This is a genomic window from Geodermatophilus sp. URMC 64 (assembly GCF_053502555.1).
Genome location: NZ_CP199955.1, coordinates 4689761 through 4702711 on the forward strand (window position 1 = coordinate 4689761; position 12951 = coordinate 4702711).

At 74.8% G+C, this 12951-nt stretch carries 15 protein-coding genes; 3 read left to right on the forward strand and 12 right to left on the reverse strand.

Annotated features, from left to right (window positions below; translation table 11 throughout):
- Nucleotides 1-84: 84 nt before the first annotated feature.
- The 7 genes from ACWIYF_RS22900 to ACWIYF_RS22930 all read right to left on the reverse strand — a co-directional run bounded on the left by ACWIYF_RS22900 (nt 85) and on the right by ACWIYF_RS22930 (nt 5470).
- Complete coding sequence (locus ACWIYF_RS22900) at nt 85-543, reverse strand: hypothetical protein (RefSeq protein WP_448625117.1); 459 nt, start codon at nt 541-543, stop codon at nt 85-87.
- Nucleotides 540-953, reverse strand: coding sequence for a TadE/TadG family type IV pilus assembly protein (locus tag ACWIYF_RS22905; protein WP_448625118.1), 414 nt, complete (start codon nt 951-953; stop codon nt 540-542). The genes ACWIYF_RS22900 and ACWIYF_RS22905 overlap by 4 nt, the downstream gene beginning before the upstream one ends.
- Nucleotides 946-1146, reverse strand: coding sequence for a hypothetical protein (locus tag ACWIYF_RS22910; protein WP_448625119.1), 201 nt, complete (start codon nt 1144-1146; stop codon nt 946-948). The genes ACWIYF_RS22905 and ACWIYF_RS22910 overlap by 8 nt, the downstream gene beginning before the upstream one ends.
- A gap of 31 nt (nt 1147-1177) precedes the next feature.
- On the reverse strand, nt 1178-2119 hold the full coding sequence (locus ACWIYF_RS22915; RefSeq protein WP_448625120.1) for a type II secretion system F family protein: 942 nt from the start codon (nt 2117-2119) through the stop codon (nt 1178-1180).
- Nucleotides 2116-2973 (reverse strand): type II secretion system F family protein, encoded by an 858-nt coding sequence (locus ACWIYF_RS22920; RefSeq protein WP_448625121.1) that lies wholly within the window; start codon nt 2971-2973, stop codon nt 2116-2118. Before ACWIYF_RS22920 ends, ACWIYF_RS22915 begins: the two co-directional genes overlap by 4 nt.
- Nucleotides 2970-4190 carry a CpaF family protein gene (locus ACWIYF_RS22925; protein WP_448625122.1) on the reverse strand — a complete coding sequence of 407 codons (1221 nt, stop codon included), beginning with the start codon at nt 4188-4190 and terminating at the stop codon, nt 2970-2972. Before ACWIYF_RS22925 ends, ACWIYF_RS22920 begins: the two co-directional genes overlap by 4 nt.
- 176 nt (nt 4191-4366) lie before the next feature.
- Nucleotides 4367-5470, reverse strand: coding sequence for an alpha/beta hydrolase (locus tag ACWIYF_RS22930; protein ID WP_448625123.1), 1104 nt, complete (start codon nt 5468-5470; stop codon nt 4367-4369).
- A gap of 107 nt (nt 5471-5577) precedes the next feature.
- Between ACWIYF_RS22930 and ACWIYF_RS22935 the strand changes: the two genes are divergently transcribed.
- Nucleotides 5578-6168 (forward strand): hypothetical protein, encoded by a 591-nt coding sequence (locus tag ACWIYF_RS22935; protein ID WP_448625124.1) that lies wholly within the window; start codon nt 5578-5580, stop codon nt 6166-6168.
- A gap of 144 nt (nt 6169-6312) precedes the next feature.
- On the forward strand, nt 6313-6948 hold the full coding sequence (locus ACWIYF_RS22940; RefSeq protein ID WP_448625125.1) for a PilZ domain-containing protein: 636 nt from the start codon (nt 6313-6315) through the stop codon (nt 6946-6948).
- Nucleotides 6949-6951: 3 nt separating this feature from the next.
- On the opposite strand, the gene ACWIYF_RS22945 is transcribed toward ACWIYF_RS22940, so the two are convergent.
- The 4 genes from ACWIYF_RS22945 to ACWIYF_RS22960 form a co-directional block, all read right to left on the reverse strand.
- On the reverse strand, nt 6952-7083 hold the full coding sequence (locus ACWIYF_RS22945; RefSeq protein WP_448625126.1) for a hypothetical protein: 132 nt from the start codon (nt 7081-7083) through the stop codon (nt 6952-6954).
- A gap of 99 nt (nt 7084-7182) precedes the next feature.
- Nucleotides 7183-8196 (reverse strand): hypothetical protein, encoded by a 1014-nt coding sequence (locus ACWIYF_RS22950; protein ID WP_448625127.1) that lies wholly within the window; start codon nt 8194-8196, stop codon nt 7183-7185.
- Nucleotides 8197-8253: 57 nt separating this feature from the next.
- Nucleotides 8254-8898: a response regulator gene (locus ACWIYF_RS22955; protein WP_448625128.1), complete on the reverse strand. Its 645-nt coding sequence runs from the start codon at nt 8896-8898 to the stop codon at nt 8254-8256.
- Nucleotides 8895-10538, reverse strand: a complete 1644-nt coding sequence (locus ACWIYF_RS22960; protein ID WP_448625129.1) for a histidine kinase — start codon at nt 10536-10538, stop codon at nt 8895-8897. The genes ACWIYF_RS22955 and ACWIYF_RS22960 overlap by 4 nt, the downstream gene beginning before the upstream one ends.
- A 173-nt stretch (nt 10539-10711) precedes the next feature.
- Here ACWIYF_RS22960 and ACWIYF_RS22965 point away from each other — a divergent pair, with 173 nt between their 5' ends.
- Nucleotides 10712-11461, forward strand: a complete 750-nt coding sequence (locus ACWIYF_RS22965; protein ID WP_448625130.1) for a hypothetical protein — start codon at nt 10712-10714, stop codon at nt 11459-11461.
- A gap of 51 nt (nt 11462-11512) precedes the next feature.
- On the opposite strand, the gene ACWIYF_RS22970 is transcribed toward ACWIYF_RS22965, so the two are convergent.
- Nucleotides 11513-12841: an NlpC/P60 family protein gene (locus ACWIYF_RS22970; RefSeq protein WP_448625131.1), complete on the reverse strand. Its 1329-nt coding sequence runs from the start codon at nt 12839-12841 to the stop codon at nt 11513-11515.
- Nucleotides 12842-12951 lie beyond the last annotated feature (110 nt).

Here is a 12951-nt window from a genome sequence, read left to right on the forward strand (position 1 = left end):
GGTGAACCCCGTCCCGTCCCTCCGGAGCTTCGCTGCAGCAGCGGGGCCCATTGCACGAGTACCGCTGCACCATCCGACCAGTCCTCAGCCGTCGACGTAGCGGTCGCGTTCGACGACGAACTGGCCGGTGGCGGTGTTGGCGTCAATGAACTCCGGCAGCAGCGGGATCCGCACGGTCACCGTGACGCAGACGCTGAACTCCTCCCCCGGCGTCAGCGCCGGCGCATAGGAGCCGGCCGCGCCACATCCGGCCCCGGCCGGCGCGTAGGCCACCACGACGTCGGTGGCGTCGACCGACTGGTCCTCCACCGCCAGCTCCGCGGCCCGCTCGGCCCGCGCCAGCCCGGTCGCGACGTCCGGCGCGGTGCCGATCGCCCGGCCTGCCTCCCGCGCCGCCTCGGTCGAGGCGAACACCCCGCGCTGCACCGCCGAGAACCCGGCCACGATGTAGACCAGCGGCACGAAGACCACCAGCGCGATGAACACGAACTCGACCAGCGCCGAGCCGCGCTCCTCGCGCAGCCGGTCGCGAAGCCTCCTCACGGCTGCTCCTTGACCGCGCGGCCGGCCACCTCGAGCGGCAGCAGGTTGCCCAGCGCGGCGAACAACGTCGGCACCGACCCCGAGCAGCGCACCACCACCAGCCTCAGCCCGGTGGCGTCGACCTCCTCCGCCGACATGCACGCCAGCCCCTCGGCCGTCTGCACCGACGTCGCCCGGGCCACCACCTCGACCGTGCGCGCGGCGCCCAGCGCGGAGTCGACGTCGGCGTTGGCCGCGTACCGGGCGCCCTCCTGCGCGCTCGCCGTCACCACGTTGCGCACGTGCACGTAGACCGCCACCTGCAGCACCGCGAGCAGCAGCGCCAGGATCAGCACCGAGACCAGCACGAAGTCGACGACGGCGCTGCCGCGCTCGCCGTCGTCCCGACGCTCCAGGCGCCGCCTAGCCACCGCTCGTGACGGAGGACAGCGCGTTCTGCACCGCGGAGACGATCGCCTCGCGGAACGGGATGAGGATCGCCAGCACGAGCGCCGCCGTCATCACCGTGATCATGACCCAGCCGGGGACGTCGCCCCGCTCCGGATCCTCTCCGCGCACCCGCTCCGCCAGCGCGACCAGCGCCGCCCACAGCCCCCGCGTCATGTCGTCGTCCTTCCTGTCGGCGTCCGCGGGCTCACTGCGCCAGCGAGACGATGCTGATCAACCCCGGGAACAGGGCGAAGAGAACGGTCACCGGCAGGATCAGGAAGACGACCGGGACCATCATCGCGATCTCCTTCCGCCCGCCGGCCTCGAGCAGCCGCCGCTTGCCGGCCTCCCGGACGTCGGCCGCCTGCGCACGCAGCACCTCGGCGAGCGGCGTGCCGCGCTCGATCGCGACCAGCAGGCCGTCGATGAAGCGGGCGAGCGGCTCCAGCGACGTGCGGTCGGCCACCTGCTGCAGCGCCTCGGTCAGCGGCACCCCGGCCCGCGCCCGGCCGAGCGCCGACCCGAGCTCGCGCGCCAGCTCGCCGCCCGACAGCCGGATCACCCGCGCGATCGCCGCGCTCGGGCTCTCCCCCGCCGTCACCGCGAGCGCCAGCAGCTCGGCGACCACCGGGAACTCGGCGAGCAGCAGCTGCTCGCGCTTCTGGACCTGCTGGGTCAGCCACCAGTCGCGGCCGAGCACGCCGCCGACCAGCCCGGCCACGCAGAGCAGGCCGGCGGAGAGCACGTTGAGGCTGCCGGCCATCACCGAGCCGACGACCGCCAGGACGGCGGCGCCGAGCAGACCCAGTCCGCCCCAGACCACCTGCTCGATGCGGAAGTCCTCGACCGTCGCCTCGCCGCCGAGCGCGTCCAGCCGGCGGCGCACCGCCGACCGGCCGCCGAGCACGCGGTCGACCAGTCGCGCGCCGTCCCCGATCACCGGTCCGAAGATCCGCCGGACGGCGGTGAGCAGCCCGGCCTCGGTCGCGGTGCCCAGCAGCCGGGACGGCGGAGGCGTGTCGTGCACGTACGGGGCCAGCCGGTCGACCAACCGCACCGACCGGAACGGCGGCGCGTAGGTCAGCACCAGGACGAAGCCGACCGCGGCCATGAGCCCGAGCAGCATCCCGACCAGGCCGGCGGTCACTGCAGCACCCGCACGTCCTCGGGCAGCCGCCCGATCCGCAGCATCAGCCGGTAGGCCACCACGCAGACCACGCCGCCGCCGACCAGCAGCGCCGTCCCCACCGGGGAGTCGTAGGCCGCCAGCGTCGTCGACTGGGTGGCCAGCAGGAGCAGCACGACCCAGGGCGCCGCGACCGCGAGCCGCGCGGCCGAGACGACCCAGCCCTGCCGGGTCTCCAGCTCGGCGCGGGCGCGGGCGTCCTCCCGCAGGAAGGTGGCGAGGGTGCGGAGGACCCGGCCCAAGTCGGTGCCGCCGACCTCCCGCGCGACCCGCAGCGTCTCGACGATGCGATCGCCCACCGGGTCGGCGAGGTCGTCCTTGAGGTGGTCCAGGCACGGGCCGAACCGCCCGCTCGACCGGTACTCGGCGGCGAACCGCTCGAACGGCGGCCGCAGCACCTCCGGCCCGCGGGTGGCCAGGGCCGAGAGCCCCTCGGGCAGGGAGAGCCCGGCCCGGACCGCGGAGGCGAGGTTGTCGACCACCTCCGGCCACACCTCGCGCAGGTCGGCGCGGCGCTTGCCGGCCAGCCGGCGGACCTGCGCGTACGGGAGCGCGAAACCGAACACCCCGAAGACCAGGCTGACGGTGACGGTCCCGGTGGTCAGCAGGACGACGACCAGCGCGAGCAGGCCCAATCCGATCTGCAGGGCGAGCAACTGCGCGGCGTTGATCCCGGTCAGCCCCGCGGCGGCGAGCAGCTGCTGCCGGCGGCCGGGACGGCGGGGATCGGTGCGCCGCCGCGGCGCCCGCGACCCGCTGCGCCAGATCAGCAGCAGCCCGACGCCGAGCAGCAGCCCGAGCAGGGCGCCGGTCATCGGAGCAGCCCGGCCAGGTCGAACCCGGCCGCGGCGAAGCGCTCGGCGTGCGGCGGGTAGCCGTCGGCGCGGACCAGCCGGCCCTCACGCGTCGTGAAGACGTCGGCGGCTTCGATCACCCCGCCCTCGGCGCGGCCGGGCAGCGCGACGATCTCCCGCAGCCGCCGCCGTCCGTCGGCGTCGGTGCCGACGTGCACGACGAGATCGACGCTGGCCGCGACCGTGGGGACGACGAACGCGGTGCCGATGTTCTCCCCCGCCAGCAGCGGCAGGGTGCACATCTTCACGATCGCCTCGCGGGCGCTGTTGGCGTGCAGCGTGCACATGCCGGGCAGGCCCGAGTTCAGGGCGATCAGGAGGTCGAGGCACTCCTCCTGGCGGACCTCGCCGACGACGATCCGCGAGGGCCGCATCCGCAGCGCTTCCTTGACCAGGCGGCGCAGCGGGATCTCGCCGGCGCCCTCCAGGTTCGGCTGCCGGGTCTGCATGGCGACGACGTCCGGAAGCGGAACGCGGAGCTCGAAGACCTCCTCGCAGGTGATGACCCGCTCGCGCGCCGGGATGGCCGCGCAGAGGCAGTTGAGCATCGTCGTCTTGCCGGCCTGCGTGCCGCCGGAGACGAGGACGTTGAGCCCCGACGCGACCGCCGCCTCGAGGAACCGCGCCGCCTGGGGGGTCAGCGTGCCGAGGGACACGAGCTCGTCGAGGCTGTGCGCCTGCAGCACGAACTTGCGGATGTTGACCGCCATGTGCCGGCGGGTGATATCGGGGATGACGACGTGCAGCCGCGAGCCGTCGGGCATCATCGCGTCGACGAACGGCGTGGACATGTCGATCCGCCGGCCCGAGGTGCGCAGCATCCGCTCGACCAGGTCGGCCAGCTCACCGGGCTCGAGGATCGTCGTCGTCAGCTCCGACCGGCCACGGCGGGCGACGAACACCCGGCCGGGCTCGTTGACCCAGATCTCCTCGATCTCCGGGTCGTCGAGGTAGCGCTGCAGCGGGCCGAACCCGGCCACCCGGTCCAGCACGTCGCGGACGACGGACTCGGGGTCGGCGATCGGCGGCAGTGCCGAGGTCAGCGACCGCTCCGAGTAGTCGGCGACCACGTCGCGCACCAGCACGCGCACCGGTGCGGGGTCGGTGAACGGGTCCAGGCCGCGACGGCGGATCAGCTCACGGACCTCGCCGTCCACGACGTCCAGCGCAGTCGGCACCCGCGGACTGTAAGAGGACCGGCCGGTCCGCGGGCGGCCGCGCTCACGATCTGTGGACAACCGAACGCGAGGTCCACCCGATCAGGCGACCGCCGCACCGAGATGCGTCTGAGGGGCGGATCCCGGCCGGGGTTCCGCCCCTGCGGCGCATCTCGGCGGAGACGACGACCCGCGCCTCAGAGGGTGTCGGCGAACCCCCGGATGTCGCGTACGGCCGCCTTGTACGACTCCGGCACGGCGGCCCGGAAGGACATGTCCGCCGCGTGCGTGAGCCCCAGGTTGACCCGCCCCACCACCGGCACGCCGGCGCGCTGCAGCAGCCGGAAGTAGGCGATGCCCTCGTCGCGCAGCGGGTCGAGCTCGTTGACCGAGATGACGTGCGGCGGCAGCCCCTCGACGTCGGCCTCGGTGGCGAAGTACGGCCAGCAGAGTGGGTTCTCCGCGTTCTCGCCGGTCGGGTCGTAGACCGCGACGAGCATGTCCATCATCTGGCAGTTGATGTAGTGCCCGTCGTTCTCGACCATCGACGGCAGCTCGCGCAGCTTGCGCTCCCGGCTCCAGCCGTAGCCGCCGCTGATGTACGGCACCATCGCGTAGACGCCGTCGATGCGGTCCAGCCGCCCCTCGCGCTTGGCCTTCAGGGTGGTGGCGAGCACGAGGTTCGCCCCGCCCGACTCGCCCTGCAGCACGATCCGGGTGATGCCGAGCTCGTCGCGGTGCTCGTGCACCCAGTCCAGCGCGGTGCTGCAGTCGTCCAGGCCGGCCGGGAAGGGATTGGGGCCGTCGGCGGTCCACGCGTTCCGGAAGCCGACGGTGACGACGACCATGCCGGAGGCGGCGAGGTCCTCGCTCCAGCGCCGGTGCACCGCGTTGTGCGCCTCGAGGATCGTCATGCCGCCGCCGTGGATGTAGATCAGGCACGGCAGCGGCCCCTCGACGCCGGCCGGGCGGAACACGTGCAGCGGGATGTCGTTGCCGTCGACCCCGCGCACCGTCTCCTGCCGATAGTCCACGTCGGCGCGCACCTCCTCGGGCCAGTCGCTCGGCAAGGCGGCGTACAGCCCTTCGAAGCCGGCGTGCGACTGGCCCACGAACTCCGCGATCTCCTCGGCCGAGGCGGTGCGGTCGAACGGCGGCGCGGCGGCGTGCCCGTCCAGGCCGAACGCGGCCAGCGCGGCCCGCAGGCCGGGGTGCAGCCGGGGATCGGTGCGCAGCTCGACGTCCGGGTCGGCCAGGCGGCCTTCCTGCCGCGCCCGGACTTCCTGCGTCATCTCGCCCATGTGTTCTCCCGGTGCGACACGTTGCCGACATGAGGCACGGGACTGTGGCCTGGGTCACGGACGCTGTCAAGGTGACCGGGAGGCGTTCCCCGTGCTGGGATCACACCGTGACGGAGACGGACGTCGAGGCGGCCAAGCGGGCACGCGCGCAGCAGGTCTACGACCGGACGGGCAGCCTGGCGACGGGCAACCTCATCGCGCAGGGCGCCAGCGGGTTCTTCGGCTTCGCCGCCAACCTGCTCGTCGACGCGGCCGCCGTCCCCTTCTACGCCCAGCTCTGGAACGAGATCCGCGGCATCTACGGCAAGGGCGAGATCACCGCCGAGGCGGTCAAGGCCTACCTCAAGCCCAACCTCGGCTTCCTGGCGCAGGACCTCCTCTGGGACAAGGTGGTCGGCTCGATCCCGATCATCGGCGTCCCGTTCAACATCGTCTTCGCCAAGGCGCTGACCTGGCGGCTCGGGGCCTGGTTCGGCCTGCTCTCGGCCATCGCGGACGACGACAGCGAGGCGCTCACCCGGGACACGCTGCGGCTGACCCGCGAGGTGTTCCCGTCGTCGCGCAGCGTCTTCGACTTCGCCGCACCCGACCGCGACGTCGACGTCTTCGTGTCGTTCATCGCCTCGGTCGACGGCCTCACCACCGACGAGGTGCGCAGCCGCACCGAGCGGGCGCTGCAGGCCCTTCGCGGCGAGTGATCCGACACCTTGTGACGCGGGCCTCCCACCCGGACGGGTGACGCGACGATCCGACCCCAGAAAGTTGTGCACCGCATTCTGCCGTTGGCTGGCTGTAGTGAGAACAACGATGTTCATCGACAGCGAAGCAGCGGAGAAGAAGCGATGAGCGAGCACGACGCCAACCGGCCGGTGGAGACGTCGCAGGCCGACGTCACCCTGGTCACCCGCGGCATCACCGTCACCGCGGTGGTGGACGTCTCCAACGAGTTCGGCCTGGTGGTCCGGCCGGCCGGCGAGCACGCGGCGTGGCAGACGTCGGTCAGCACCGGCGACCCGGTCGAGGTCTTCTGGGTCGCCGGCAACGAGGAGCGAACCCTGCCGGCCAAGATGGTCGAGGTCGAGGACGGCGAGGAGCCCCGGTGGCACCTCGCCCCCACCGGCCCCGCCGAGCGCAGCCAGCGCCGCAAGGCCGTCCGCGCCCGCCTCGAGCTGCCGGTGGTGATGCCGTGGTTGGACTCGCAGCTCACCGGCAGCACCGTGGACCTCAGCGAGGCCGGCATGCGCGCGCTGATGGACGGCTGGGGCCTCCCGCCTCAGGCCGGCACCCGCGTCGCGTTCACGATCTCCCTCGAGAACACCTTCGTCGACCTGCACGGCGACATCGTCTGGGTGACCGCGCGGGGGCCGAAGTGGCTGATGGCCGTGCAGTTCCAGGACGTCGCCGAGCGGGACGGCGACGTGCTCCGCAAGCGGGTGTTCGAGGCCCTGCGCGCCGAGCGCGCGCTCGCCGCGCGGTAGCCCCTACCGGGCCAGCACGACGGCCGTGTAGATCGCGATGTTGAGCAGCACCATGCTGCCGAAGAACGCCGTGACCCCCGAGATGCGCGACCGCACGGCCGTCCGCTTGCTGCCCGGCCGCTGCTGCACCGTCATCCGGCTCCCCCTCGTCGACTCCCCCGGCCCTGCCACCGTCCGTCAGGGCCCGGCGGGTCGCCAAGCGCGCCACGGCACGCGACGGCGCGCACCGGTGTGTCAGCAACTCCCTCCGGCGTACCCGGTCACAGCGGGCCACGCCTCCGCCGGCGTCGTCGGCCAGTCGTAGATCGACACGCCCACCGCGCCCCGCTCGCCGGCCGCCCGCGCCATCTCCGCGTAGTCGGCGGCGGTCTCGGCGGCGTCGAAGCCGCCGACGACCGACACGACCGCGCACTCGTCGCCCAGGTGCGCGCGCAGCCGGGCCACGTTCTCGCTCACGTAGCGGTAGGGGTCGGACCACTCCGGCTCCGTGCGGTTCGACCAGTACGCCATCGGCAGCCACACGTCGTAGACGTCGCTGATCTCCGCCCACGGGAAGTCCGGCCAGTAGCCGGGGTTGAGCAGGTCGGTCACCACCGGCGGCAGCACGATCGCACCGAGGACGACGTCCGGCGCGGCCTCCCGCAGCCGCCGCGAGAGCTCCACCAGCGCCGCCTTGCGCGGGCCGAGTTCGGTGTCCTCGGTGAACTCGATGTCGACCGCCACCGCGTCGAAGCCCTCGCCCGAGGCGCGGAAGTCCAGCATCTCCTGCAGCCGCCGCAGGTCGCCGTCCACGTCGGTGAAGTGCGGCAGGTACCAGGCGACCACCTGCATCCCGCGCGCGTGCGCGCGGACCAGGAACTCCCCCAGCAGATCGCTGCTGAGCAGCCCGGGGAACCGCGGATCGTCGGCGGCCGGCTGCAGGTAGAGCGTGCGCACACCGGCGTCGGCCATGGCGTCGACGTCGGCCGGCGCGACCGGCGGCGCCGGACCGCCGAACTCGCGGGTGAACCGGTACCGGGACAGCCAGGTGCCGACGCCCTCGTACGGCGACGGTGCGACCGCGGCCCCGGTCGGCGATGCCTCGATCGGCGACGCCTCGGCCGGCGACGGGCTCGCGGAGGTCTCGGACGAGGCGCCGCGCGGCTCGCCCAGCGTCTCCGCGGTCAGGAGGACGGCGCCGATGACGACCACCAGCAGGGCGAGCAGGACCGGACCGAGGTGGCGCGCCCGCCGCCGATGCCGCCCCATGACCACCCCCGTCGCAGCATGGAACCCCGTACCCCCGTCCCGGGCAACGACGCGCCGTCAGCGCCCGAGCCCCGCCTCCCGGGCCCGCAGCGCCGCCGCTGTCCGGTCCGGCAGCTGCAGCTTGGTGAGGATCGCCGAGACGTGGTTGCGCACCGTCTTGTCGGTCATGCCGAGCTGCCGGGCGATCGCCGAGTTCCGCTCCCCCGCCGCCAGCAGCTCCAGCACCTCCCGCTCCCGCCGGGTGAGCTCGGGGAACACGGCCGGCTCGGGCCGCCCGCCGGTCCAGAACTCGACGATCCGCCGGGCCACGCTCGCGTCGTAGAGCGCCTCCCCCGCGGCCACGGCCAGCACGGCGCGCACCAGCTCGTCGCGGCCGGCGCCCTTGAGCAGGTAGCCGCGCGCCCCCGCCCGCAGCGCCCGCACCACCGACTCGTCGTCGGCGTGCATGGTCAGCACGAGGACGCCGAGCCCGGGGTCGCGCGCCAGCAGCGCCCGGGTGGCCGCGGCGCCGTCCAGGTCGGGCATCGCCAGGTCGGTGAGGACGACGTCCGGCGTCGTGGCAGCGACCACCGCGAGCAGCTCGCGCCCGTTCGCCGCCTCGCCGACGAGCTCCACCTCCGGCGCGGTCGCGAACGCCGCGGCGACGCCGAAGCGGACCATCGGGTGGTCATCGGCCAGCACGACGCGCACCGGCCGGGTCACGGATGCCCCACTGGCAGTCGCACGACGACCGCGCCGCCGTCCCCGCCCGAGCGCACGGCGAACGAGCCGCCGAGCTCCTCGGCGCGCTGGCGCATCGAGGTCAGCCCCACGCCGTCGCGCGGGCGATCGGGCAGGCCGCAGCCGTCGTCGCGCACCTCGAGCACCAGGTCGGGGCCGACGCTCACCCGTACCAGGCAGTGCGCGGCGCCGGAGTGCCGGACGACGTTGTTCACCGCCTCGTCGACGATCCGGTAGGCGGCCGCCTCGACGTCCGGCGGCAGCGCCGGCATCGGCTCGGGCGCCTCCACGTCGACGGCCAGCCGGCCGGCGACGCCGGCGGCCCGGGCGCGCAGTGCGGGCACCAGCGCCTGGCCGTCGAGGGCCGACGGGCGGAGGGCGTCGATGATCCGGCGTACCTCGTCGACCGCCCGCTCGGCTTCCTCGCGCAGCCGCCCGACGACCCGCTCGGCGGCGTCCGGGTCGGTCCGCACGGTGGCCGCCACCGCGTCGAGGCCGAGCACCACCCCCGACAGCGACGGCCCCAGCCCGTCGTGCAGATCGCGGCGGAGCCGGGCGCGCTCGTCCTCGGCGCCGCGCTGCCGCCCCTCCGCGAGCGGGTCCGGGCGCGGGCCGCGCACCAGGCGGTCGACCCCGCGCTGCAGCCGGTTGCGGGCCGGCACCAGCAGCACCGCGACCAGCGCGGCCCCGACCACCTCGGGCAGCGGGCCGGTCGGCACGAGCGCGGAGACCGCGACCGTCGTCCCCACGTAGACGGCGAGCACCAGGGCGGTCAGGACGCCGTAGAGCAGCGTCCCCCGGACGACGACCTCGACGCCGAGCAGCCGGTAGCGCAGCACGCCGACCGCCACGGCCAGCGGCACGAGCGCCAGCCCGGCGCTGAAGAGCCACCCGGGCGGCTCCGTCACGGCCAGCACGAGCACGCAGCTGACCGCCACCAGCAGCCACAGCAGCTGCGCCCGGGCGGCGCCGCGCGCCCGCGCCGTCCGCACCAGGGTGCCGGTGAGCGCGGCGAGGACCGAGCCCAGGAACAGGACGGCGCCCCCCACGCCCAGCGCGAGCCCCGCCGGCACCGGCAGCTCGACCACCGGCCGGCCGACCGGGCTGACGTCGTCGAAGCCGGACGCGGTCGCCAGCGCGAGGGTGACCAGCAGCGCGCCCGCCGCACCGGCCACGCACACCCACCGCGACCGCGGCGAGGGCAGCCGGCCGTCCGGGTAGAGGAGCAGCAGGAGGGGGACGAGCAGGTAGAGGCCGGGCACCCACAGCGCTCCGCCCGCCGACGCCGCGAGCGGGCCCAGCGGCAGGTGCAGCTCGGGGCGCAGGAAGGCCCAGGCGGCGTAGACCGTCGCCAGGTTCTGCGCCGCGCCCACGAGGGCGAAGGCCAGCAGCAGCCAGCCGATCGCGTTGCGCGGGCGGCTCACCGCCAGCAGCAGGCCGCCGGCGACCACGCCCGCATCGACGACGAGGTCGCCGGGCGAGTAGGGGTCGACGCGCACGCCCCGGAGGTCGGCCTGCCCCAGGAGCGCCGTCACGACGAGCACGGCGACCGCTGCTGCGGCCAGGACGACGGCGAGCACGCGACGGCCCGGCACCCGCTGCCGGACCGCCCGCGCGTCCACCGGCCCAGTGTCGATCCGCGCGGTCGGTCTGTCAGGGGGCTCGCGTCCCGGACCGGGTCGGGAGAACCGCCCGGTCCGACCGGGACGGCGGCCTCATGGCGGCGCGCATTTCCGTCGCCAGCCTCGACAACCACGCCGCGGCGCCGTGCCGCGGTCGAGCGAGAGGAGGAGCCATGTCCCACCCCACCACCACGACGGACGCCCGGCGTCCCGCCGTCCCGGTCCCTGGCGGGACCACCGACCGCCGTGGATCGGCGGTTGCCGCCGTCTCCGGGCTGGTGCTGGTCGTGCTCGGGCTGGTCGCGACCGTGCCCGAGGGGCCGCCGGTCGGGCAGGCGTCGGCTGACCGGATCCGGGCCTTCGTCGGGGGCGACGAGGTCGGGCTGCGCATCGGGCTCACCGGCGGGCTGCTCGTGGCGGTGGCGCTCGTGGTGTTCACCGCGGCGCTGGCCGGGCGCATCCGCGCGGTCCGGCCGGGCTCGGCGCTGGCCGGCACGGTGGCCGGCGCCGGCCTGCTGCTCGCCGTCGTCCAGCTGCTCGACGTCGCCGCGGTGGGAACGCCGCTGCTCCTGCCGGAGCTGATCGACACCAGCCTGGCGGAGGTCGACGACGCGGTCCTGCGCGGCTGGTACGGGCTGACGGCGTTCACCCACTTCCTCGCCGTCCTGCAGATGACGCCGGTCGCGATGGTGATCCTCGGCGTCTCGATCGCGGCCCTCCGGCTCGGGCTGCTCCCCCGGTGGCTCGGCTGGGGCGGGACGGTCATCGGTACCGCGGCCGCCCTCGGCGTCGTCGCGGTGATGGTCGGGGTGAGCCCGCTGTACCCGCTGTGGTTCGTCGGCCTGTACGGCTGGTGGCTGTGGACCCTCGCGGTGTCGGGATGTGCCGCGGTGCGCCTGTGGCGGGCCTCTCGTCCGGCGTGACAGCCGGCGGCACGCCGCCGTCCGCACGGGGACGGCGGCGTGCCGGGCGGGTCAGGCGCCGGGGCGGGCGCCGCCGATGAAGCCGGACCAGCGCATCGAGGCGATGCGGACGGTCTTGCCGCTCTCCGGGGCCTCCAGGATCCGGCCGTCGCCCAGCCAGATCGCGACGTGGTAGATCGTCGACGGATTGCCCGTGTTGCTGGCCCAGAAGACGAGGTCACCGCGCTGCAGGTTGCTCCGCGACACCTTGGGCAGGCTGCGGTACTGGTCGCGGCTGGTGCGCGGGATCGAGATCCCGGCCTGGTAGTAGGCGTAGCGGGTCAGCCCCGAGCAGTCGAAGCCGACGACGCCGGCGTCGATGCCCCATCCCATGCTGGGCCCGGACAGCGAGCCGCCGCCCCAGGCGTAGCGGGTGCCGAGCCAGCGCTGCGCCGCGGCGATCGCGCCCTCCGCCGCCGACGACGGGGCCGGCCCGGCCGAGTCGCCACCGGACGGCGCCGGCTCGGGGGCGGGAGCGGGCCCGGGTGCGGGAGCGGGGGCAGGGGCGGGCGCGGGCTCCGGCTCGTCGGCGACGGCCTCCGCGGCGGCGGCGGCCTGCTCGCGGTCGTACGCGTCGGCGGCGGCGCGCTCACCCTGCAGGTCGGCCAGGGTGTCCTGGGCGGCGTCGAGCTGCTCCTCCAGCTGGGCCCGCTGCGTCTCGACGGCGGCGGCCTGCTCGCGGGCGTCGGTCTCCAGCGCGGTGGCCGCGTCGAGGGCCTCCGACGCATCCTGCTGCAGGGTGTCGGCGGTGGTGAGCGCGGTCTGCGCCGCGCCCCGGGCCCGCTCGGCCTGCTGCTCGACCACGGTGACCCGGGTCAGGACGTCGGCGCGGTGGTCACCGGCGGCGTCGAGCAGGGCGGCCCGCTCGAGCATCTGCGCCGGGCTGCCCGAGGAGAGCAGGCCGGTCAGGCGCGAGCTCGTGCTGCCCGACATGTAGCTGTCGCGGGCGAAGGTGGCGACGTCGGAGCGCGCGCCGGCCAGGTCGGCCTGCGCCTGCCGGGCGGCGGCGTCGGCGGCCGCGGCGGCGGTCTGGGCCGCCTCGTACTCGGCCTGCTTGGCCAGGAACGTGTCGAGCGCGATGTTGGCCTGCGCGTGCGCGGCCTCGACCTGGGCCTGCGCGGAGGCGATCTGCGCGGAGATCCGGCCGACCTCCGCGGCGGCGGCGTCGGCGGCCGTCCGGGCCTGGCGCAGCTCGCTGTCGGAGGGGTCCTGCGGGCGGGCCGCGGCCACGCCGGGCGCGATCCCGAGGCCGACCAGGGTCGCCACGGCCACCCCGGTGACGCGGGTCGCCCAGCGCAGGAGCGTGCGTCGTCCCGTTCCGTTCTCGACCGGCAGCCGCACCGAAATCGACTCCTCGCGTCCGTTCGCGCATTCCTCGTGAATGCGACTGGAAAGGAATCGACCCGATCGGGTGAATGCTTGAGAACCTTTTTCCAGGACTCAATGCGAAA

Excerpts from the sequence above, each read along its gene's own strand:
- ACWIYF_RS22910 (WP_448625119.1), bottom strand. The coding sequence starts at position 1,146 with ATGACGCGGGGGCTGTGGGCGGCGCTGGTCGCGCTGGCGGAGCGGGTG.
- ACWIYF_RS22920 (WP_448625121.1), bottom strand. The coding sequence starts at position 2,973 with ATGACCGGCGCCCTGCTCGGGCTGCTGCTCGGCGTCGGGCTGCTGCTG.
- ACWIYF_RS22930 (WP_448625123.1), bottom strand. The coding sequence starts at position 5,470 with ATGGGCGAGATGACGCAGGAAGTCCGGGCGCGGCAGGAAGGCCGCCTG.
- ACWIYF_RS22940 (WP_448625125.1), top strand. The coding sequence starts at position 6,313 with ATGAGCGAGCACGACGCCAACCGGCCGGTGGAGACGTCGCAGGCCGAC.
- ACWIYF_RS22945 (WP_448625126.1), bottom strand. The coding sequence starts at position 7,083 with ATGACGGTGCAGCAGCGGCCGGGCAGCAAGCGGACGGCCGTGCGGTCG.
- ACWIYF_RS22950 (WP_448625127.1), bottom strand. The coding sequence starts at position 8,196 with ATGGGGCGGCATCGGCGGCGGGCGCGCCACCTCGGTCCGGTCCTGCTC.
- ACWIYF_RS22965 (WP_448625130.1), top strand. The coding sequence starts at position 10,712 with ATGTCCCACCCCACCACCACGACGGACGCCCGGCGTCCCGCCGTCCCG.